Origin of the sequence: Rothia uropygialis (assembly GCF_004137765.1) — a bacterium.
GTDB lineage: Bacteria > Actinomycetota > Actinomycetes > Actinomycetales > Micrococcaceae > Rothia.
The window spans coordinates 105,915-128,364 of the sequence record NZ_NOIS01000002.1 but is presented as its reverse complement, the minus strand read 5'-3'; the positions used below and the strand labels follow the sequence as shown (position 1 = coordinate 128,364).

The following is a 22,450-nucleotide window of genomic DNA, read 5'->3' as shown; positions in this document are numbered from 1 at the left end:
TCATGTCGCCTCGATAGGATGAATTCGTACGTGCACAGAAGGATACTGTGCGGAACCGACCCCAAGGAATGACCAGTGAGCACATCCAGCGTCGATCCCGCGCCAAGGCGTCGCGCGAAACCCTCATCCTCGAGGACCACCGATGCCCGTGAGAAACCATTTGCTTGGCTTCTGGTTACCACAGGCGCTATTGGATTCATAGCCTCCGCGGCGTTGGTCTTCGAAAGGCTCCAGGTATTTCTCGACGCCGGCCACAAGTCCAGTTGCGACATCAATGCACTTCTCAACTGCGGAACCGTGATGCGCACGCCGCAGGCCGAGCTCTTCGGATTCCCCAACCCTTTCATCGGGATCGTGGCCTACGCCGTCATCCTCACCATCGGCGTGGGAGTCTTCGCAGGAGCTCGGTTCGCACGCTGGTACTGGATCTGCGTCGAAGTGGGAGTGCTCCTGGGGTCACTCTTCACATTTTGGCTGTGGTACGAGACCACTTTCCAGATTGATGCTCTGTGCCTGTACTGCATGATCGTTTGGATCGTTCAGACCGCGTTGGCGGTCAACCTCACGATGCGGAATGTCCGGACAGGGGTGATTCCCGTATCGCCGCGCTTGGCCGAGTCGCTGCCGGGATGGTCCTGGTTCCTCGTCATTATGATTCTGCTGGTTCTCTTCGGAATCATTTTCATCCGGTTCTTCTCTAATATTCTGACTTTGATTTGAGTCAGCCTCTCGACGACGACGCCCCCGGCAGATGGATCTGCCGGGGGCGTCGTCGTCAATGCCGAAGGGCGTCATGCCCGGGCGTGTCTAGCCGAACCAAATGCTGATCTCGCGTTCGGCGGACTCGGGCGAGTCCGAACCGTGGACCAAGTTCTTCTGCACTTTCTCTCCCCAGTCCCGGCTGAGATCGCCACGGATGGTTCCGGGGGCCGCAGCGGTGGGATCCGACGGCCCCATCAGGGTCCGAACGGACTCGATGACGCGGTCGCCTTCGACCACTGCCGCCACAACGGGACCGGACATCATGAATTCGAGGAGAGGCTCGTAGAAAGGCTTACCCTTGTGTTCCTCGTAATGCTGCTCGAGGATCTCACGGGTGGGCGTGAGCTGCTGAAGCTCAACAATCTTGTAGCCCTTGGTTTCGATGCGGGACAGGATGGCGCCGATAAGATTGCGCTCGACTCCATCGGGCTTGACCAGGACCAGCGAACGTTCGGACATCAATGAACTCCTAAATATGGGGTAAGTCTCCGTTACCGATCCTAACGGGGCTGAAGAGGCGCGTTGTCATGACCCCGATCTCATTCAAGACGGAAGTACCGAAAGTTATGGTTCCGGCAAGCAACGAATGCGGGTGCAGGCTCTCGAGGAGACGGTCCCGCGATGCGATCCGCAGGCGACCGGCCATTTCGGCGGAGAGATCGTAGTTCAAATGATCGCTCTGGAGGGGAACGAAGAAATGTTCGATGCCCCGGTCCTCGAGCCACCGGGCCATCCCCTCAATGTCTTTGGTCGTGGGAACCGACCAGTACACTGTCGATACCTCGCCCCAGCGCTCCTCTGCCCGTTCGAGCGCGGCCCCCAGACCGGAAGGATCGATGCACGCGTCGAGGCAGAACTCGGCCCCGTTCCGAGTCACATAAAACTGCCCGCGACCCGGACGGTCCAATTCAACCGTGCCCGAATACGGTTCCCGTCCCAGGGCCGTCGCGGCGTACGAGGCCAGTTCACATCCCAAATTCTGATTCTGACTCAGGAAATCTCCGGCCGGAATCTCGTGCGGTTCGACAGCGCGAATCGCGCACAGGGAGCGCATGACGTCGGCCGCGACACTGTCCTGCGGAACGGTGAAAACAACGTCGTGAGGTCGGATCAGACCGAACTTCTCTCGCGCAACATCGGCCAGAGTAGGTCCGAATACATCCAGATGTTCGGGAAATACGCTCGTAAAACCTACCGCCAAGCGATCGAGAACTGAGATTTCGTCGTGCGCGCCGCCCATCCCGGCTTCATGGACAATCACATCCGCTCCGTTCGCCTGGAGCATCGCATGGCCCATGACAGTGAACAGACCGGTCGGCGACAGGTATCCGTCGGGCTCAATGTGAACACGACGAACGGCGTCTTCGGTTCGCCCGAGCCACCGATTGTACTCGTGTACTCCGACCACCATCCCGTCCAGGCTGAACCGGTCAAGATTCGACAGAATACCCGGGGAGGTAACCAACCCGGTCCGCAAACCTGCGGCACTCAGGTACGCCGCGGCGGTCGCCGCCGTCTGGCCTTTGCCCTTGGACCCTGTGACGAGCACGGTAGGTGTGCCCTGCGTACCGCCAAGGGCCTCGAGCACGGACCGGGCGGCGGCGACGTTGCGACGAACACCAGGCCTTTTCCGCCCCCAGGATCCGAAGATCGCCCCTGATTCAAGCACCTGATCGATCTGCTCGGGGGCAGGTTCTCCGGCCTCGCCGCCAACCCATGGGGTCATCCGGTCAGGCCCGCCCGTGGGTGCGCTCCCACTCCTGCTCGGCTTCCCAGCGCTCCTTCTTCTCTCTGTCGATCTTGGTGCCCGTGACCATGGAGTACCACCATGCCGCGAGGAAGCAGAGACCGACGATGAACATCGCGGGAAGCAGGAATCCGGTGGCGACCAAGAGCAATTGGAGGATCCAGCCCATCGCGTACCCCCACGACTTCCTCAGGACCGCACAGTTGTAGACGAATGCCGCAGCCAGGACTATTCCCCCGACCATCACCGTGATCTTGGTTCCGGTGCCGGAGTGCAGGTGCTGAAGACCGAAATACGCCAATGTCCCGAAGAACACGACGAAGGCCTCCAGCAGAAGCACCGTCGAGGCGAACATGACCTTGACCGAGCCGGGCTTCTTGACCTGGCCGGGACGCCACTCGCGTTGTGCCTTTGTCAGGCGTGCCATGTGATCCTCCTACCGTCCGAGAAGTACGCGTGCTTCGCCGACAACGGTGATTGACCCCGTGATCAGCACGGCGGCGTCGAGCTCTTCACGGGTTGCGGCATCCGAAATCGCCGCAACCGATGCATCGTCAATGCGTTGATGAATCTCGATCGCGTCGTCGTCAAAACCTGCGGTCAACGCGAGATCGGCGAGTTCCTCGGCGGGAATGGCCCGCGGGGACGTCGACGCCGTCACGTACAACCGCGTTTCGAAATCCGTGGACTCCGCGTACTTCTCCCGCATGATCTCGAGCATTCCCAACGCGTCCTTGTCCTTCAGGATTCCTACGACGAGGTTCAGTTGCCTGATGTCGAAGGATTCACGAACCGCTGCGGCGGAAGCGACTATCCCATGAGGGTTGTGGGCTGCATCCAGCACCACGACCGGAGCAGTTCGGACGATCTCGAGTCGGCCGGGAGAGGTGACCTCTTCGAAAGCCGTACGGACGAGATCAATGGACAGCTCTTTCTCCCCGCCTCCCAACAACGCTTCGACGGCGGCTATCGCCAGGGACGCGTTCTCGGCCTGGTGCTCTCCGAACAGTGGGAGGGCCACATCGGGGTAACGAGCAGCCAACCCCTGTATCGTCACGACTTGGCCGCCGACCCCCGGGGTCCTTTCCGTGACACCGAATTCGACGCCTTCGAAACGGAATTCGGCGCCGCGGTCTCGGGCTCGGCCGAGGAGAATCTCCGCCACCGAAGGCCGTTGGGCGGCCGAAACCAGGAAGCCCTCGGCTTTGATAATGCCGGCCTTCTCCGAGGCGATGTCCTCGACCGTGTCTCCCAGCATGTGAGTGTGGTCCAGATCGATAGGAGTCACCACGGAAACCTGCGCGTCCGCAACGTTCGTGGCATCCCATTCGCCACCGAGGCCGACTTCCAGCACCATGATGTCCACCGGGGCGTCGGCAAAGATCGCGAACGCCAAAGCCGTCATCGCTTCGAACTCGGTCAGGGGCACATCGCCCTGATCCGCCAAACGCTGATCTACAAGCTCCAGGGACGGACGAATTTCGTCCCACACCCGTACGAACGTGCGATCATCGACGGGTTCGCCGTCCACGCAAATACGTTCGTTGACGCGCTCAAGATGCGGCGAGGTGTACCTGCCGGGGCGCAGATCATGGGCCATCAGAAGTCGTTCCACAAGGCGGGCCGTCGACGTCTTTCCATTGGTCCCGGTGATGTGGATGACCGGGGCACAATGTGCGGGATCTCCCAGGAAGTCCATGGCCATCCGCATCGCATCCAGCCGCGGAGCCATCTGAGTCTCCGGGGCTCTTCCTTTGAGCTCCGCGAAGATCGATTCGACCGAAAAGGCATCGTCTCTCGTCTCCCCCGAATCCTCCGACGTCGGCGAGGCCGCATCGGCGTCCTCGTCCAGGTCGATCTCTTCTGCTTCCTCGATGTCCTCCGGCCCCAACGGGCTCAGCTCCTCCGGAAGGTCATCGGAAGGATCCTGGGATTCGTCATCGTTGAATGGTTGCTCGCTCATGCATCACTCTTTACGGTTTCGTCCGCTACCGTTTCCACGGTCACGGACCGTTTCGGGTCTTCTTCCAAAACCAGTTCGGTCGTCAGCGTCTCCCCCGCGACCAGTTTTTCATTCTCACGCAGGGCCTGGACGACCTCGGCCGAGTCGCGAACGACGGTCCGAATCCGGTCGGAAACCTGAAGGCCTGCGTCTTTCCTCGCCTGCTGAATCACACGAACCATGTCGCGAGCGGTTCCTTCCGCCTGCAGGTCAGGCGTCAGCCGAGTGTCGAGCACGATGAAACCACCGTCGATCACTGACACTGCCTGGTCCGCGTCGTTGCCTTCGGCGACCACGGTTTCCAGTTCGTACTCGCCTTCCTGCAGAGCGAGGCCGGATTCCAATGTCTCGCTGCCCACGACGACGGTGCCATCCTGCTCGACCTTCCAGTCCCCGGACTTAGCAGCCTTGATTGCGACCTGGACCTGTTTTCCCAAACGAGGGCCCGCAGCCCGAGCGTTGACTTTAAGACTGCGCGAAATGCCGTACGACTCGGCCGAAACCTCCCCGGACTCCAATACGACGACCTTCTTGATATTCAGTTCGGAGGCGATGATGCTGGCGAACGTGCCGGCCAGCTCCTTGCCCCTGGGAACTGCGACCGTCATGGTTGCCAAGGGCTGACGAACCCGAAGGTTCTCGGCCTTCCGCAGAGCCGATCCGGCCGAGCAGATGGCCCTGGTGGTCTCCATCAGGTCGATCAGGTCGTGCTCCTGGGCCAGGACCCCCTCCTTCGGCCAGTCCGTGAGGTGTACGGAACGGCCTCCGGTCAGCCCACGCCAGATCTCTTCGGCCTCCATCGGCAGCAAAGGTGCTGCGATACGGCACGCGGTCTCCAAGCATGTGTACAGAACGTCGAATGCCGCGATGTCTTCGTCGAAGAAGCGTTCGCGTGAGCGGCGCACATACCAGTTGGTCAAGGCGTCCGCGTAGACGCGGAGGTGCTCGCACGCGCTCCAGACGTCGTACCGTTCGAAATCCGCCGTGGTTTCTTCGATGAGCTGCCGCGTCTTCGCCAAGATGAAACGATCCATCACGTTCTCGCACGAATACCGGAAGCGGGCGTCATAGCCACGACCGTCGAAAGCCGCATTCGAGTACAACGTGAAGAAGTGATACGCGTTCCACAGAGGCAGCATGACCTGTCGAACGCCCTCGCGAATTCCCCGCTCGGTGACGATCAGATTGCCGCCCCGAAGGATCGGCGAGGACATCAGGAACCAGCGCATCGCGTCGGAACCGTCTCGGTCCAAGACCTCGGTCACATCAGGGTAGTTCTGCAGTGACTTGGACATTTTCTGTCCGTCAGAGCCGAGAACGATGCCATGGGAGATCACGTTGGTGAATGCCGGTCGGTCGAAGAGCGCCGTAGCGAGGATGTGCAGAGTGTAGAACCATCCACGGGTCTGACCGATGTACTCGACGATGAAATCGGCCGGGTAATGGTTCTCGAACCATTCCTTGTTCTCGAAAGGATAGTGAACCTGCGCGTACGGCATCGATCCGGAATCGAACCACACGTCGAGCACGTCAGGTACGCGACGCATTGTCGATTTCCCGGTCGGGTCATCAGGGTTCGGTCGGGTCAGCTCGTCGATGAACGGGCGGTGCAGATCCGGCTCCCCCTTATGGTTGAGCGGCATCCTGCCGAAGTCGGCCTCCAACTCGGCGAGTGAACCGTAGACGTCCGTCCGCGGATAATTCGGATCGTCCGAAACCCATACCGGGATCGGTGAACCCCAATACCGGTTTCGGGAAATCGACCAGTCGCGAGCGTTTTCCAGCCACTTGCCGAACTGACCGTGCTTGACGTTTTCGGGGATCCAATTGATGTCTTCGTTGAGCTCGACCATCCGGTCCTTGAACTCGGTGACGGAGACGTACCATGAGGTGATGGCGCGGTAGATCAGAGGATTCCGGCACCGCCAGCAGTGCGGATACGAGTGAACATACGATTTCTCCCGCACCAGCACGGCCTTGGAACGCAGGTGCCTGACGATCGGCGTATTGGATTCGAAGACCTGCAATCCGACGATGTCTTCGAGCTCGGTACCCGTGAAGAGGGGCAGCACTTTGGCTCCCTCATCGATCGTCAGGACGACGGGGATTCCGTAACGTTCGCAGGTTGCTTGGTCGTCTTCACCGTAGGCCGGGGCCTGATGGACGATGCCGGTGCCGTCCGTGGTCGTGACGTAATCGGCCAATAGGATCTGCCACGCATTTTCGGTCCGGTACTTCTCAGTGTCGGCGAAAGTATTGAAAACCGGTTCGTAGCGGATCCCTTCCAGGTCCTTGCCCTGGTAGTGGGCTTCGACGGCACCTTGTGCCGCTTCGACGTCCTCATAACCCAGATCCTGTGCGTAATCGGCCAGACGCTCGGTCGCGAGCAAGAAACGGCTCGCGTCCGTGTCGGTTCCGTTGGGGCCGGCCGGAACGACGACGTAGTCAATCTTGGGTCCAACCGCAAGGGCGAGGTTGGCGGGGATCGTCCAGGGTGTAGTGGTCCAGCCGATGGCCGCGACTCCGGCGAGATCGTGGCTGATCTCGGATCCACCGTCTTTGAGCGTGAACGCGACCGTCACCGTGGGATCTTGACGGTCCTTGTAGACGTCGTCGTCCATGCGCAGCTCATGGTTGGACAAAGGAGTCTCGTCCTTCCAACAGTATGGAAGGACCCGGAACCCCTGGTACGTCAGACCCTTGTCATGCAGGCGTTTGAAAGCCCAGATGACCGATTCCATGTACTCGACGTTCAGCGTCTTGTAATCGTTCTCGAAATCCACCCAGCGCGCTTGACGGGTGACGTACTTCTCCCACTCGTCGGTGTATTTGAGGACGGAAGAGCGGCACGCATCGTTGAATTTGTCGATGCCCATCTCTTCAATCTGCTGCTTGTCGGTCATTCCGAGCTGCTTCATCGCTTCAAGCTCGGCCGGCAGACCGTGAGTGTCCCAGCCGAAGCGCCGGTCGACTTTGTTCCCGCGCTGGGTCTGATAGCGGGCGACGAGGTCCTTGACGTAACCGGTCAACAAGTGGCCGTAATGCGGCAACCCATTGGCGAAAGGAGGACCGTCGTAGAACACGAATTCCTCGGTAGAACCCTGACCGCGGTCACGCTGCTCAATGCTCTGAGCGAAGGTGCCGTCCTCGCGCCAATACTCGAGGACGCCCTCTTCCAGGGCGGGGAAAGAAGGGGAGGCCGGTACGGCGCCCGAAGAGTTGCTGGTGGCCTTGGGATAGTGAGTGCTCACGCGGTCATCCTGGATCTCGAAATGGAACATTCGGTTGCGTCAGGACGCCGAAACGACGCGGTACCACCTCACTTGCCGAGCAACTGGGACTGCCCGCGGTGGCCGTGGAAAGGCCACCGCGGGAGTGTCTCAGCGGACTCGGCCGCTTCATGACGGCTGTCTCGGGCCTACCCGTCCGGGTCTAATAAGGCTGTATCTATTCCGTGAATTCCCGCGCCGCAACGCATAGGTGGGACATCACAGGTACTGCCCGTTCTTCCGGATTGCTCGCCGGTGATGGCCGGGTCTTCGCACTACCCATCAGTCTAAGCAGTAGGGACATCCCTGTCTAACCCCTGACGGTGATTAAAATCGGGCCGCGGCATGAGCGCCGGGCGGGTGGCTCGATACCCGATACGACCATGCGGACCACCGTTGCCCGCACCATATCGAGGAGGATTGCGGAGCTATCGGTTTCACGGTCCTAGACTCGACGTATGACGATTTCTCAGCAACGCAAAAGTGCAAGTCGGTCCGCTCTCGTCCACGGGGCATTCTTGGCCACGGCGGGGACCATGCACTTCCTCCGCCCCGCGGTATTCGAAAGGCTGGTTCCTCCCCGTCTCCCCGGCTCGGCGCGGACATGGACCCTTGGGTCGGGCGTCGTGGAGCTGGGCGTCTCGGCCTTGCTGCTGAACCCCCGCACTCGTCGCGTCGGAGGGCAAGCAGCCACGGCCCTGTACCTGGGGGTGTGGCCCGGGAACTTCAAGATGGCCTGGGACTACCGCAACGAGGAACCTGGCCGCAAGGCTCGAGCTTTCGGCAGGCTCCCGCTCCAGCTACCGCTGATCGCCTCAGCGCTCAAAATTGCTCGGCACTCGCGCTGACCCGATTCGTCGACCATCCTTTTCAGACGAATTCAGGGGCTAAGCGGACGACGTCGCCCACAACGATCACCGCAGGCGCCCGAACCCCGCGTTCCCGTGCAACTTTTCCGATCGTCGACAGAGTTCCAAAGGTCGTGCGCTGTTCAGGGGTCCACCCGCGTTCGATCACGGCAACCGGTGTCGAACTCGGCCTTCCCGCATCGATCAGGCGGCTTGCTGTCTCGGAAAGTCGCGTGACTCCCATGAGCAGTACCAAGGTGTGTTCGGCACCCCCAGGCACTGCGGCAATGTGCTGATGTCCGGTGATCACTGAGAATCCGGTCGCTACGCCTCGATGCGTCACGGGTATCCCCGCGGCCGCCGGAACGGAAATCGCCGAGGTCACGCCTGGAACGACCTCAGTTTCGATTCCGTGAGCAGCGCAATATTCGACTTCCTCGCCGCCACGGCCGAGCACGAACGGGTCGCCACCTTTCAAACGTACGACGCGCAGCCCATTTCGTGCTTCCCGGACGAGGATCTGGTTGATGTCCTCCTGAGGAACCGGATGGTGGCCGGCCTTCTTACCGACCTCGATCACCTGGGCATCCTCTCGGATCCTTGTCAGGACCTCACGCGGTCCGAGTCGGTCCGCGACCACGACGTCCGCCATTGCGACGAGGAACCGCCCCCGAACCGTCAGCAGGTCCATGTCGCCGGGACCGCCCCCGACCAGCGCAACGGTCCCGGGCACCTGGTCTGCCGCGAGTGCGGCTGACTCCGAGCCTGGGCGGACGGGTGCCTCACCAGCGTCGAGAGCAGCAGACACCCACGAGGAGACGGCCTTGGCACGTCGGGGGTCCCCGCCCGCGTTGACCGCAACCGTGACTCCCTGGGCTTTCGCAACACTCGGAACCCACGCGGTCCCGGCGTGGGGATCCCCGCCTTTGACGCAGAAAACCCGTCGTCGCTCGGCTTCCTCTGCCACCTCGTCCTGTGTGAACGGATCTGACGTGTGGGCAAGAACCAGCCAAACCCGATCGAGGTCGGAGTTCTGGAAGCCTCGCTCGTGCCACACGAGTTCTCCGCGATGACTTTGCTCTCGTATCTCCTGGCTGACGCTTGGGGCGACGACAATAACGCGAGCTCCGTCGGACACGAGTGCACGTATGCGACGCGTCGCGACGGGACCGCCACCGACGACGAGCACCTCGCGCCCGCGCAATTGCACGCCAAGTGGGTAGGTCATGAGCTCGTGTCGTTACCCTTCGGCCGTCAGCCAGTCGTCGTGTGAAGCATCCGTCTCGGGGTGGTCCGGTGCAGCAATGCCTGCTCCCAGGGTGTCCCCCGATTGAGGATCAATGACCAGGAATGCTCCCGTTTGACGGTGCGATTCGTAGTCTTCCACCGGCAACGCTGACGCGGTCCTGAGCCTGACCGAACCGATATCATTGAGGTCGAGCGACTCCGACGGGATATCCGTCAGATTCGTAAGGTCCAGTCGCCCCCGCACCTCCTCGATCACCGCTTTGACGGTGGCTGTGCCGTGTTTGACAAGAACCTTGGACCCGGCAACCAACGGCTTGCTCGCCAACCAGGCAACCCGCGCCCCGAATTCTCGGTGAGCGGTCGGCACTTCCTCGGCGTCCGTCAACATGGATCCCCGTGTCAGGTCCAGCTGGTCATTGATTTCGAGCACGACCGACTGAGGAGAACGAGCCGAACCGATTCGCTCCGACCCGCTCCAGATAGCGGTCACGCGTGTCGTCCCGCCGGTCGCCGCGACGGAGATCCGGTCGCCTACGTTGATGGACCCGGCCGCAATCTGGCCCGCGTATCCCCGGAAGTCGCGGAACTCGTCCTCGCCCAAACCTTGGGCCAAGGAGCCCTGAGGCCGGATGACGGTCTGCACGGCCATGCGGAAGGGCTCAGCCGTCTGGAGGCTGCGGTCTCGATCCGGCAATTCTTCCAGGAGGCCCAAAAGGGTCTCACCGGTGTGCCACGGGGTCTTTGCGGAGGGGCTCACCACGTTGTCGCCCTTGAGGGCGGACACGGGCACAGTCAATACCGTGTCCATGCCAAGCTCCGTCGCGACCTGACGGATCTCCTCGACGATTCCTCGGTACGCGGCCTCGTCGTAATCGACGAGGTCGATTTTGTTGACCGCGACAATCACGTGCGGCACCCGCAGCAAACGGGCAACTGCCAGGTGCCGCCTGGTCTGTTCGAGGACCCCGTTCCGTGCGTCGACCAGCAGAACCACCGCGTCGGCCGTCGATGCTCCAGTGACGGTGTTCTTGGTGTATTCCACGTGGCCCGGGCAATCCGCGAGAATGAAATTTCGCGTATCGGTCGCGAAGTACCGATAAGCGACGTCGATGGTAATCCCTTGTTCGCGCTCGGCCCTCAACCCGTCGGTCAGCAGCGCGAGATCAATTTCTTCTCCGGAGGCCCCGAAACCGCGTTCAGCCGATGTGCGGGCCACGGCTTCCAACTGGTCGGCCAGAATCGCCTTGGAATCGAAGAGAAGCCGCCCGACCAGCGTCGATTTTCCGTCATCGACGGACCCTGCTGTCGCGAACCGGAAGAGTGTCCGAGTATTCGTGCTCGAAGCCGCGAGCGTATCGGTGATGGTCATTTAGAAATACCCGTCCTTCTTGCGGTCCTCCATGGCCGCTTCGGAAATGCGATCGTCGGCTCGCGTGGCACCGCGCTCGGTAAGAGTCGAGATCGCGACTTCTTGGACCACATCGGAGGCGGTCGCCGCCGTCGATTCGACGGCGCCCGTGCATGACATGTCACCGACGGTGCGATATCGAACCACACGAGGCACAACCTCCTCGTGCGGTTCCGGCTGCGATACTTCCCCGACGGCCCGAATCATGCCGTCGCGCAGGAAAGTTTCGCGTTCGTGCGCGTAGTACAGGCTCGGGATCTCGATGCCTTCGCGCTCGATATAACGCCACACGTCCAGTTCGGTCCAGTTGGACAGCGGAAACGCCCGAACGTGCTGTCCCGGTGTGTGGCGGCCGTTGTACAGGTTCCAGAGCTCGGGCCGCTGGCTACGAGGATCCCATTGGCCGAAGTCGTCGCGGAGACTCAGCACGCGCTCCTTGGCCCTGGCCTTGTCCTCGTCCCGGCGGCCCCCACCGAAGACCACGTCGTAGGCGTTGTGGGAGATCGTGTCGAGGAGGGGAACCGTCTGCAACGGATTGCGCGTTCCGTCGGCTCGTTCTTCAAGTTCTCCCCTGTCGATGTACTCCTGCACGGATCCGACCACGAGCCGTGTTCCGAGCCTTTCGACCGCACGGTCGCGAAAATCCAGCACCTCGGGAAAATTGTGTCCGGTATCGATGTGGACCAGCGGAAAGGGGATCCTGGCCGGAAAGAAAGCTTTAGCGGCGAGGTGGGTCATGACCACAGAGTCCTTGCCACCGGAAAACAGCATTGCGGGTCGGTCGAACTCCGCGACCACCTCACGGATGATGTGCACGGCCTCCGACTCCAAAATGTCCAGGTCCGTCAGATTCTGACCCGTGGGCTGGCTCTCGAGGTAGGTTTCGGCCACACGGGCCGTCCCGGATGTGATGTCAGTGCTCATGACGTCAGTCGCTCTTTCGGTCCTTGTGGTCACAGGTGGATCCCGCATTTTGTCTTGGATTGGCCGGCCCAACGACCGGCGCGCGGATCCTCGCCTTCTGCTACTCGGCGCGTGCACGGCTGGCACCCGATCGAGGGGTACCCGTTAGTCAGGAGCATATTCACCGGCACTTTGTGCTCGTTGGCGTAATCGACCAATTCGTCGAAGGACCAAGGAGCCAAGGGGTTCACCTTGATGAGACCGTGCGTATCGTCCCACGTGACCAAAGGCGTGTTCGTCCGGGTGGGAGCTTCTTCCCTGCGCACCCCGGTGAACCACACTTTGTAGCCCTCGAGCGCCTTGTTGAGGGGCTCGACCTTACGCATACGGCAGCACGCGGTCGGATCCGAGCCGAACAGATCCTTGCCATAGGTTCTGTCCTGTTCCTCAACCGTGAGCTCGGGCTTGAGGTCGACGATGTTGACGTCCAAGCTTTCCTGAACCATGTCGCGTGTTCCCATGGTTTCCGCAAAGTGATACCCGGTGTCGAGGAAGAGCACGTCCACACCCGGCACTTGGTCTGCGACCAGCGCCGGCAGGACGGCATCTGCCATCGAGCAAGCCACGGCGATATCAGCGGTGTCGAAGTTTTCCGCAACCCAAGAGATGACCTCCTGGGCCGAGGACTCCCATTCAAGACCTTCCTCGCCGCTGCGGGCAAGTGCCCGAAGTTCGGTGTCCGTGGTGGGGGTCATACCAACTCCTCTTCATCGGCGTTCTTGGCCCAGCGAGCAAAGGTTTCCCCTTCTTCGCGTGAGGCTATGTACCGTCGGATCAGCTTCTCGACATATTCGGCGACGTCGTCGGAAGCGACTTTCAAGCCCCGGACGGTTCGCCCGAGCTCGCCCGCGGCGTCATTTCGGTAATTGGCGAGTCCTCCGCCGAGGTGCACCTGGAACCCCGAGGTCTGTCCGCCTTCCCCGTCAGGGATGATCTGGCCCTTGAGCCCTATATCGGCGGTTTGAATACGAGCGCACGAGTTGGGGCAACCGTTGACGTAGAGACTCAGCTGTTCGGGAAGTTGGTCCCGTACGTCGGCGAGCCTCTCTTCCAGTTCCCCGACGACCCTCGTCGCGGTGTCCTTGGTCTCGACGATGGCCAGCTTGCAGAACTCGATACCTGTGCACGCCATAGTGTCCCGCCGAAAGACGGATGGTGCCGCCGTCAGCCCGAGTTCATCGGTCTTCTCGACGAAGGAGTCGACCGATTCCTCGGGAATGTCCAGAACCACCAGCTTCTGATACGGCGTCGTGCGCAGTCTGGCCGAACCATGCTGTTCCATCAGATCCGCCAAGGCATTGAGCGTCGCGCCATTGACTCTGCCCACCATAGGATTCAGGCCGACATAGTATTTGCCGTCTTTCTGCGGGTGAACACCCACGTGATCGCCGGAGTGATCCGGAGCGATCGGCTCCGGGCCGTCGGCCAGCGAGTAGCCCAGGTATTCGTCCTCGAGGACTTGTCGGAATTTCTCCGGGCCCCAATCTGCCATGAGGAATTTCAATCGAGCGCGGTTCCGCAGTCGGCGGTATCCGTAATCGCGGAAAATCCGGATGACGCCGTGCCACACCTCGGGCGCCTGCTCCGGGGTCACGAAGGCCCCAAGCCTTTTGGCGAGCATCGCGTTGGTCGAAAGCCCACCCCCGACCCACAGGTCGAAGCCCGCCCCGTACTCGGGGTGTTCGACCCCGACCAGGGAGATGTCGTTGATTTCGTGCACGACGTCCTGGCTGGGGTGCCCGGAGATCGCCGTCTTGAATTTCCGGGGCAGATTGGCCAATTCGGGATCGCCGATGAATCGACTCTTGATGTCTTCGATCACCGGTGTCGGATCCAGAATCTCGTCGGCCGCAACGCCTGCCAAGGGAGATCCCAGGATCACGCGTGAGACGTCACCACAGGCTTCCGTGGTCGACAGTCCTACGTTCTCGAGTCGGCGCCAGATTTCGGGGACGTTCTCGACCTCGATCCAATGCAGCTGTATGTTCTGCCGGTCGGACACGTCCGCGGTGCCGCGTGCGAATTCTTCCGAGATTCCCGCAACGGTTCGCAGCTGCTCGAGGCTGAGCTGGCCGCCGTCGAGCCTGATGCGCATCATGAAGTAGCGATCTTCGAGTTCACGGGTATCGAGCTTGGCCGTGCGTCCCCCGTCGATGCCTGGGCGTCGTTGAGTGTAAAGGCCCCACCAGCGGAATCGACCGTGCAGGTCGTCATCGGTGATCGCATCGAAGCCCTCGTGGGCGTACCGCTCTTCAATGCGCTGCCGTACGTTGAGTCCACTGTCCTCGAGCTTGAACTCCTCGTTGTGGTTCATCGGCTCAGTGCCGTCAATCTTCCACTGAGCGTTCGGCTTTTTGGCGCGCGGTTTTGCGGACGCGGCGCCTCGTTGGTTATCCCGTGTGTCTGCAACCATGCATGGAACTCTAGGAAGACTGGGCGACCAGCAAAAGCCCGAACTCAACACGCATCAACACAACGTCTTTCGGAGTCACACTCGGCCTCTGCCGCTGGCGAAATGCCTGCATGCCGGCACAAGGCGGCCTGCAGGGCTTCCGGGGGGGGGCAACATCGTGCGCCTTGTCCGGATGCTGTTGGGTGGGGGTTGCCGGATTAATTCGTCAAGCCGCACGAACCACGACCGGTGGAGCCCGCCCCGGTAGAAGGCCCCGCCTCTGATTTTTGCGAACAGCAGATCCGTGCCACGGCCGGCCAGGGCGGTCACGGCTTGGGTGTGGCGTTTGCCTTCATCCGGTTTCCGACCCTCCTATCCCGGGGGACCTTGTGATGGCTGCGAGTACTAAGAGGAGCAGTGCCCGTTTCAGGGCCTTGTTCCCACGCCGGGATGGTGGCCCTCTCGGATCGAGCCATCAGACGGGGGGGGGGGACGATCAGCCTCGCCGATCCCCGACATGGGTTGCCACCGAGGGCTCGAGGCTTCGTTCACGCGCCGTCCGCCTGAAGCAACCGATGAAAGCACTCCGCTGCACGGGAGAGCGCAACCTCCGAAACAAGCCCCAGAGAATACGGGTCATCCGTTCTGAGCAGAGTATCGGTCACATTGTCTGCATTAGTATGCATCAAGCGGTCCTGAAACGTCCCCGGAGCAAGAATGTAAGAGGAGACGAATACGCGTGGGGCGCCTTGACGTCTGCATTCGTCGACTGCTTCCGAGACCGTGGGGCTGGCCGCAGCCCCGAATCCCAGGCGAACCGGCGACTGAAGGACCTTTTCGAGGTAAGAGGCCTGCGTTTCCGCGTCAGTCTTTCCAGCGGCAACCGATGACCCCACGACCCCCATGACGACGGCCTCGCCCCGCCGCCAGCCGGTCTCTTCGAGCCGTCGTGCCTGGAGTCGCGCCAAACGAACCGAAGGACCCAACGGGTCGGCCACGACGATCTGATGATCGACTGCTTCGGGGCCTCCGGACCCGTCTTGACCGAACCGCCGGGCCGCATTCTTGAGGTCGACCCGCGTATGGAATCCGGTTGACAACAGAAGCGGAATGATTATTCCCGAACGATCGATGGCGAGTCCGGCGACCACGTCGCCGACCTCGGGATTCTGAACGTCGACCGAAGCCCCATGTACTTCCTGCGGCACTCTGCGATTGATCGAATCGACCAGAGCTTCAACCGTTCTTTGCCCGAGTTCATTTCGCGTACCGTGCCCGCTGGCCACGAGATGGAGGTTTTCAAGGATTCCAAGATCCATGGGGGGAATTCCTAAGACTCGCGAATCACTTTGTACTGAGCCGCCTGAGCAACCGGGCGCATGGTGATCTGGTCCAAATTGATATGGTGCGGAAGCGTCACCGAAAACGTGACGACTCGCGCCACGTCTCCAGCGGTGAGAGGCTCTTTCACTCCCGTGTACACGTTGTCCGCGGCGGCCTGGCTGCCGCCGAGCCGCTTGACGGAGAATTCTTCGGTCCGGACCATTCCCGGACAGATTTCGACGACCCGGATGTTGTTTTCGGCCTCTTCGAGTCGCAGAGCCTGCGTCATACCTCGTTCCCCGAATTTCGCGGCGTTGTATCCGCCGCCGCCTTCGTATCCTGCTTCCGCAGCGGTCGACGTCAGGTTCATCACGGTGCCTTGACCGTTCGCCCGTAACGCGGGTAGAAACGCCTGAGTCATGTTGAGGGTTCCGATGACGTTGAGATCGAACATTTGTTTCCAGTCCCCGGGATTTCCGCTTGCCACGGGGTCGACACCGATAGCGGCGCCCGAAATATTGAGCAGAGCGTCGACGGTTCCCTGCTCTTCGATGACCCTTTCGGCAAGCTCCTCTACGGCTTCCCTGTCCGTGACATCCAATGAGTGAGGGATGACACCCGTCTCCTTTGCCAGCTCCTCGAGTCGCTCGAGCCTGCGGGCCACGGCGTAAATCGTCCAGCCTTGCTCCGCAAGTTGGCGAGCCGTTTCTCTTCCGATTCCCGAGCTCGCTCCGGACACGACCGCGATCTTTGTCGCTTTGGTTTGTCGGGGTGAGTTGTCTGTGATCTGCTGCGTCATGCTTCAAGACTACAAACGGATCCACGTCTTCGATAGCAAAATCTCTGTTTGTCTTGACATTACGACAAATTCAGAGACACAGTGCGACCTCACGCGTAGGGTCATCGCATGGGCTGTTTCCGCGAAGCCGTGACAGAATGTCGGCATGGCTGAATTCGACCAGGGCACAGACACGCCCACCACAGTGACCGTTCCCGACAAGCCCGGACTCGAGGGGCTCGAGGAGAAGTACTCGCAGTTCTGGCGCTCCGCCGGGACTTACGCATTCAACGAGGACACCGAGCGGGCCTCCGTCTACTCCATCGACACCCCTCCTCCTACGGCCTCCGGTTCATTGCACGTGGGCCACATGTTCTCCTATACCCAGACTGACGTCATCGCCCGCTATCAGCGGATGACGGGCAAGAACGTTTTCTATCCCCTCGGCTGGGACGACAACGGCCTACCGACGGAACGACGCGTCCAGAATTACTACGGCGTGCGATGCGACCCCACGAAGCCCTACATCGAGGATTATCGGCCGCCCGAGAAACCCGCGAAGAACCAACGCGACTGGGACGTGGTCTCACGCCAGAATTTCATCGAGCTGTGCGAAGAGCTCGCCGTCGAAGACGAAAAAGTCTTCGAACACCTCTTCATGACTTTGGGCCTCTCCGTCGACTGGGACCGGACCTATCGGACCATCGACGATCACTCCCGAAAAGTTTCCCAGCTGGCTTTCATCAAAGACCTCCAGGCCGGAAACGCGTACATGGCCGAGGCGCCGACCATGTGGGATGTATCCTTCCGTACTGCCGTCGCGCAGGCCGAGCTCGAGGACAAAGAACGCGATGGCGCCTACCACCGCGTGTCTTTCCATCGTCCCGATGGTGGCAAGGTTTGGATCGAAACCACCCGCCCCGAACTGCTCCCCTCGTGCGTGGCATTGGTAGCCCATCCCGATGACGACCGCTACAAGGACCTCTACGGAACCACAGTGACCTCACCGCTGTTCGGCGTCGAGGTTCCCGTCAAAGCTCATGAGCTCGCCCAGCCCGACAAAGGCTCGGGCATCGCCATGATCTGCACCTTCGGCGACACCACGGACGTCACCTGGTGGCGCGAGCTCCAGCTGGACACGCGTGCGCTGATCGGCCGCGACGGTCGCTTCAGCAGGGAAACCCCGGAGTGGATTACCGACAGCGCAGGGCGCGAACGGTACGAACGCTTGGCCGGTGCCACGGTTTTCTCAGCCCAGAAGGCCGTTGTCGAAATGCTCGCCGAATCCGGCGAGATGGAGGGTGAGCCGAAGAAGATCACGCACCCAGTCAAGTTCTACGAGAAGGGCGACAAGCCGCTCGAGATCGTGACCTCGCGCCAGTGGTACATCCGCAATGGCGGACGGGACGCTGATCGACGTCAAGACCTCATCCGGCGCGGGCGCGAAATCCAGTGGCATCCCACCTTTATGCGGTCGCGTTACGAGAACTGGGTCGAAGGCCTCAACGGAGACTGGCTCATCTCGCGGCAGCGCTTTTTTGGGGTCCCGTTCCCTCTTTGGTACTCCGTCGACGAGGCCGGCGAGCCGGATTACGACAATCCGATCCTCCCGGACGAGAACCAGTTGCCGGTCGATCCCGCGGCGCAGGCTCCGAAGGGATTCGACGAGTCCCAGCGGAACCAGCCGGGTGGATTCACTGCCGATCCGGATGTCCTCGACACATGGGCGACGTCCTCTTTGACGCCACAAATAGCAACAGGCTGGGCCGTGAATCCGGGTCTGCACGAGAAAACATTCCCGATGGACCTGCGTCCCCAGGGCCACGACATCATCCGAACCTGGCTGTTCAGCTCCGTGGTGCGTGCCGAGACCCTGGCGTCGACGGTCCCGTGGACCAATACCGCATTGTCGGGTTGGATCCTTGACCCGGATCGCAAGAAAATGTCCAAGTCCAAGGGCAACGTCGTTGTTCCGGACGAGGTTTTGACCAAGCACGGGGCGGATGCCGTCAGGTATTGGGCCGCTTCCGCGCGTCTGGGCGCAGACACCGCCTACGACGAAGGGCAGATGAAGATCGGTCGTCGCCTGGCCATCAAACTGCTCAATGCATCCAAGTTCGTCCTGATGCAAGGGGTCGACGAGTCATCCATCATAGGCCGGGGAGCAACTGCCGACGTCGTGACGAACGGTTTGGACCATTCATTGCTCGCCCAGCTGGCCACCGTCGTCAATGCCGCGACCGAAGCATTCGACAAATACGAGTACGCGCGCGCACTGCAGATGACCGAGTCATTCTTCTGGACGTTCACGGACGACTACGTCGAATTGGTCAAGGATCGTGCCTATGGCGCCAGAGGGGAGGCCGAGCAGGCGTCCGTGCACGCGGCACTCGCAACCACGCTCGATGCGCTCCTTCGCCTCTTCGCGCCGTTCCTCCCGTTCGCTACAGAGGAAGTCTGGTCCTGGTGGCGGGAAGGCTCTGTCCACCGCGCATCCTGGCCGACGACTCAAGGCTGGGCCGAAACGGCCCAGTCCGGAGACCCCGAAGTGCTGACTGTAGTCGGCCGGGCTCTGTCTGGTCTTCGCAAGTCGAAGTCCGAGGCAAAGGTCAAGCAGCGCACGGAGGTTTCTTCCGCAACCATTTCTGCTCCGACCGAACAGATCGCTCAATTGCGGGCGGGGCTGGAGGATCTCAAAGCCGCTGGCAACGCCAGAGAGATCGAGCTGGCCGCATCGGTTGGCGACATCGGAGTTTCAGACGTCGAGCTGGTGCCGGGCGAATAGTCTGACAGCAGAGAGTCTTCCGTGACAGGCCGCAGTGTCCGGAAGCTCTGATCGAGAAAGGCTCGGCCCCGCATTCTTCGGACCGCGGGGCCGAGTCCGTACGACCCGAGGCAAAGGACCCTAATGAGAGACGATCCGAATTATCCCGTTTACCAGGGAGACACGGAAAAGTCCGGAGAACCCCGTATCAAGCAACAGTTTTCGGACAGCCGAAGGCTGGTCGACGGCTTGTCCGACAAGATCTATTTCGTCTTCGCGGGTCTTGCATCTCTCTGGTTGGCGGTTGTGTCCTTGACCGAAGCGGTGCACCTGAGTTGGTGGTCCGTCCTCTTCATCTTGATCTTCTGGGGCCTGGCCTCCTACCTGACGCTCCCACGGATGCACCGGATCCTGACCAATATTTACGTGCCCGACTACTTCTTCGGCCGTACGCAGACCGGCGACGGTCTCCTCGGGGACCCCGTTAATCTTTCCTTCAAGGCTGAGGAGGACGACATCCACGAGGCGATGACCAACGCCGGCTGGACCAAGGCTGAAAATGTGTCCCTGAAGAGCTCCTGGCGGATCGTCGTCTCGTCCTTGCGCAAGAGCTCCTATCCAGAGGCCCCTGTCAGTCCGCTGATGCTCTTCGGTCGGAAACAGGACTTTGCCTACCAGCAGGAAGTCGGCGGCAACCCCAGCAAGCGTCACCATGTGCGCTTCTGGAAGACCCCTAAAGGTTGGAAGCTTCCCGGAGGTTTGGAAGTCGACTGGTTGGCCGCGGCGACCTACGACCACGCTGTGGGTTTGTCCCTCTTCACTTTCCAAGTAACCCACAAGGTCGATCCGGACACCGATCAGGAGCGCGACTACGTCGTCTCCACGCTCGAATACAAGAACCCGGGCGTCAGCCACGAGACGCTGAATGACTTCATGGGCGGCTACAACTCTCGTAACGGCGGCGGGGATCACATCAATACGGACGGGAACCTGCCGATCGTCGACCTCGACGAGGTCGTCCCCGGTGATCACGAGACCGAACAGGCAAAAGACCCCGACCACAAGCACCGAAACCTATCCGAACTCGCCAAGAAAGCCCCGCCGGATGTCTGGATCGCGGCCGGGCTGGTGTCTTTGGTGGCCCTTCTGCAACTCGGCCGAAGCCTTGTCCGAATCTTCAGCCCCGGGGTCATTGGGGAGGCCGACAACGACCTCTCGGTCTCCGCACGCAATTTCGTCAACGATACGGGCAACGATCTGTGGAACTATGCCCTGACTATCGTGACGATCGGCGTGACTCTCGTCGCCCTCTTCCAGGTCTTGTTGGCGATCAACGTTGTCCGGGGGCATCATAGGGCCCGCCAGATCAACTTGGCCTTTCTAGGGGCAAGCTTCATCGTGGTCGCGATTCAGATCGTGACCGATACCGCGGACTCGAGCAACGTCTACGCCGTATTCGTGCTCATGGCCAGTCAGGTTTTCGCGATGCTTTCGTACACGTCGGACGAAGCCGTCAATTACACCTGGGCCAGCTCACAAGAAAAGCGCCGGGCCAAAGAGGCCCGGCGCAATTCCGGTCGAAGGTCCTCTGGGGGCTCCCCAAATCGCTCGAGGACGAAAGCCGAATCAGCCTCGGAGCAGTCTCCCGGAAACCATGTCAGCGATTCCGGTCGGTCCCAGAATTCCGAGAAGGTCTAGTCAAAAATCGGCCCGTTCGTGCGAGACCGTTTGAGTTCGAAGAATCCGGGATAGGAAGCAAGGGCGAGCGTTCCATCCCAGACTTTGGCCGCGTCCTCGCCCTTGGGGGCCGGTGACATCACCGGTCCGAAGAAAGCGGTGCCGTCAACCGAGATGATCGGAACCCCGACGTCGTCGCCGACCAGCTCGAGGGCCCGTGCGTTGGATCGACGGAGTTGCTCGTCGTAGGTGTCCTTCTCGGCATATTCCGCAAGTTCGGGCGGCAGCCCCGTTACCTCGAGAGCTTTCTCGATCGCCTCACGGAATCGACGCCGGTTGTCTGACTCATCGGACTTCTCCGGATGAAGGGCCGTACCCACCGCGTCGTAAAAGGGCTTGACCTTCTCCTGGCCCTGCTCCTCACGAACCGCCATCGCGACGCGGGCGGGGCCCCACGAAGCGTCGATGTTCTTCCGGTAACCGGCGTCCAGGTCTTTGCCTTCATTGAGTACTGCGAGGCTGAAGGGGTTCCACGTCACCTCGACGTCACGGAGCTCCTCGACTTCGCTCATCCAACGCGAGGTCATCCATGCCCACGGGCAAATCGGGTCAAACCAAAATTCGATATTCTGTGTCACTGGTAATCCCACTCCTTGGAAATGAAAATCTGTGAACGGTTCCAGTGGGTGTAACGCAGCGCTCAAAGGATTTATGCCCGGCCGTGATGCGCCAAGTCTCGGGATTCAGAATCCGTGGTTTCGCGAACCACTTTCTTGTTCTCGGACAAGCGCCCCTTGCGGAGCCGGTACAGGTCAATCGCGTAGGTCGCCGCTGACAGCAGTATCAAAACCAGTGATATCCACCCGTAGGTCGGCTTGACCGACGACTGGTAACTCAAACTGACCGCGTTGGTGCCCACGAGAATTCCCAGAATGAGCCACCCATAGGCCACTGCACACGAGGTCACGATGAAGCCCGCCGTTATGGAATCACGCGTCCGCGGTTCCGGCTCGATTCCGCAACGAACCGCTACCGCGTACATCGACAAACGGACGATCCCCACGATCGCCAGAACGAGAAAAAAGCCGACGGTCTGGTCAGGAAGACTCAAGATCCTCTGGTCCACCATGACGGTGACCGCGAAAAGTCCCGTAATTCCCCAAAAGGAGGAAACGGCTATTCGCAAGATTCGGTGCATGTCATCTCCTGTGTGGTTCGTACCGTCGCCGGACCTAGCCAAACACGCGCATAAGCACCACTCAAGCTGAG

At 60.9% G+C, this 22,450-nt stretch carries 18 protein-coding genes; 4 read left to right on the top strand and 14 right to left on the bottom strand.

The window, feature by feature from the left end:
• The first annotated feature begins 75 nt into the window (after positions 1–75).
• Positions 76–720 (top strand): vitamin K epoxide reductase family protein, encoded by a 645-nt coding sequence (locus EWV35_RS04200; protein WP_238654145.1) that lies wholly within the window; start codon positions 76–78, stop codon positions 718–720.
• 87 nt (positions 721–807) lie between these two features.
• On the opposite strand, the gene ndk is transcribed toward EWV35_RS04200, so the two are convergent.
• From ndk to ileS, 5 genes are read right to left on the bottom strand one after another with little or no spacing between them, the layout of a single operon-like run.
• A complete protein-coding gene (ndk, locus tag EWV35_RS04195) occupies positions 808–1,221 on the bottom strand; it encodes a nucleoside-diphosphate kinase (protein WP_129658483.1) in 414 nt (137 codons plus the stop codon).
• A gap of 10 nt (positions 1,222–1,231) precedes the next feature.
• Complete coding sequence (locus EWV35_RS04190; RefSeq protein WP_129658481.1) at positions 1,232–2,488, bottom strand: folylpolyglutamate synthase/dihydrofolate synthase family protein; 1,257 nt, start codon at positions 2,486–2,488, stop codon at positions 1,232–1,234.
• 4 nt (positions 2,489–2,492) lie between these two features.
• The gene (locus tag EWV35_RS04185) at positions 2,493–2,936 is read right to left on the bottom strand and encodes a DUF4233 domain-containing protein (protein ID WP_129658480.1); all 444 of its coding nucleotides are present in this window, start codon (positions 2,934–2,936) and stop codon (positions 2,493–2,495) included.
• A gap of 9 nt (positions 2,937–2,945) precedes the next feature.
• A complete protein-coding gene (locus EWV35_RS04180; protein WP_129658478.1) occupies positions 2,946–4,472 on the bottom strand; it encodes a bifunctional folylpolyglutamate synthase/dihydrofolate synthase in 1,527 nt (508 codons plus the stop codon).
• Entirely contained in the window at positions 4,469–7,762 is a 3,294-nt protein-coding gene (gene ileS / locus EWV35_RS04175; protein ID WP_238654143.1) for an isoleucine--tRNA ligase, read from the bottom strand. The genes EWV35_RS04180 and ileS overlap by 4 nt, the downstream gene beginning before the upstream one ends.
• A 476-nt stretch (positions 7,763–8,238) precedes the next feature.
• Here ileS and EWV35_RS04170 point away from each other — a divergent pair, with 476 nt between their 5' ends.
• On the top strand, positions 8,239–8,628 hold the full coding sequence (locus EWV35_RS04170) for a DoxX family protein (protein WP_129658474.1): 390 nt from the start codon (positions 8,239–8,241) through the stop codon (positions 8,626–8,628).
• Positions 8,629–8,650: 22 nt separating this feature from the next.
• Here the strand turns inward: EWV35_RS04170 and cobA are convergent, their stop codons facing one another.
• The 7 genes from cobA to EWV35_RS04135 all read right to left on the bottom strand — a co-directional run bounded on the left by cobA (position 8,651) and on the right by EWV35_RS04135 (position 16,761).
• Complete coding sequence (cobA, locus tag EWV35_RS04165; protein WP_129658472.1) at positions 8,651–9,856, bottom strand: uroporphyrinogen-III C-methyltransferase; 1,206 nt, start codon at positions 9,854–9,856, stop codon at positions 8,651–8,653.
• Positions 9,857–9,868: 12 nt separating this feature from the next.
• Entirely contained in the window at positions 9,869–11,245 is a 1,377-nt protein-coding gene (locus EWV35_RS04160) for a sulfate adenylyltransferase subunit 1 (RefSeq protein ID WP_129658470.1), read from the bottom strand.
• On the bottom strand, positions 11,246–12,208 hold the full coding sequence (cysD, locus tag EWV35_RS04155) for a sulfate adenylyltransferase subunit CysD (protein ID WP_129658468.1): 963 nt from the start codon (positions 12,206–12,208) through the stop codon (positions 11,246–11,248).
• A gap of 29 nt (positions 12,209–12,237) precedes the next feature.
• On the bottom strand, positions 12,238–12,942 hold the full coding sequence (locus EWV35_RS04150) for a phosphoadenylyl-sulfate reductase (protein ID WP_129658466.1): 705 nt from the start codon (positions 12,940–12,942) through the stop codon (positions 12,238–12,240).
• Positions 12,939–14,660, bottom strand: a complete 1,722-nt coding sequence (locus EWV35_RS04145) for a nitrite/sulfite reductase (protein ID WP_129658464.1) — start codon at positions 14,658–14,660, stop codon at positions 12,939–12,941. Before EWV35_RS04145 ends, EWV35_RS04150 begins: the two co-directional genes overlap by 4 nt.
• Positions 14,661–15,187: 527 nt before the next feature.
• Positions 15,188–15,958, bottom strand: a complete 771-nt coding sequence (locus EWV35_RS04140) for a sirohydrochlorin chelatase (RefSeq protein WP_129658462.1) — start codon at positions 15,956–15,958, stop codon at positions 15,188–15,190.
• Positions 15,959–15,969: 11 nt separating this feature from the next.
• The gene (locus EWV35_RS04135) at positions 15,970–16,761 is read right to left on the bottom strand and encodes an SDR family oxidoreductase (protein WP_129658460.1); all 792 of its coding nucleotides are present in this window, start codon (positions 16,759–16,761) and stop codon (positions 15,970–15,972) included.
• A gap of 145 nt (positions 16,762–16,906) precedes the next feature.
• On the opposite strand from EWV35_RS04135, the gene valS reads away from it, so the two are divergent.
• Positions 16,907–19,525, top strand: a complete 2,619-nt coding sequence (gene valS / locus EWV35_RS04130) for a valine--tRNA ligase (protein ID WP_129658458.1) — start codon at positions 16,907–16,909, stop codon at positions 19,523–19,525.
• 123 nt (positions 19,526–19,648) lie between these two features.
• Positions 19,649–21,202, top strand: coding sequence for an LssY C-terminal domain-containing protein (locus tag EWV35_RS04125; protein WP_129658456.1), 1,554 nt, complete (start codon positions 19,649–19,651; stop codon positions 21,200–21,202).
• On the opposite strand, the gene EWV35_RS04120 is transcribed toward EWV35_RS04125, so the two are convergent.
• On the bottom strand, positions 21,199–21,819 hold the full coding sequence (locus tag EWV35_RS04120; protein ID WP_129658454.1) for a mycothiol-dependent nitroreductase Rv2466c family protein: 621 nt from the start codon (positions 21,817–21,819) through the stop codon (positions 21,199–21,201). The two genes, EWV35_RS04125 and EWV35_RS04120, sit on opposite strands and share 4 nt — an antisense overlap.
• 71 nt (positions 21,820–21,890) lie before the next feature.
• Entirely contained in the window at positions 21,891–22,379 is a 489-nt protein-coding gene (locus tag EWV35_RS04115) for a hypothetical protein (protein ID WP_129658452.1), read from the bottom strand.
• Positions 22,380–22,450: the final 71 nt, after the last annotated feature.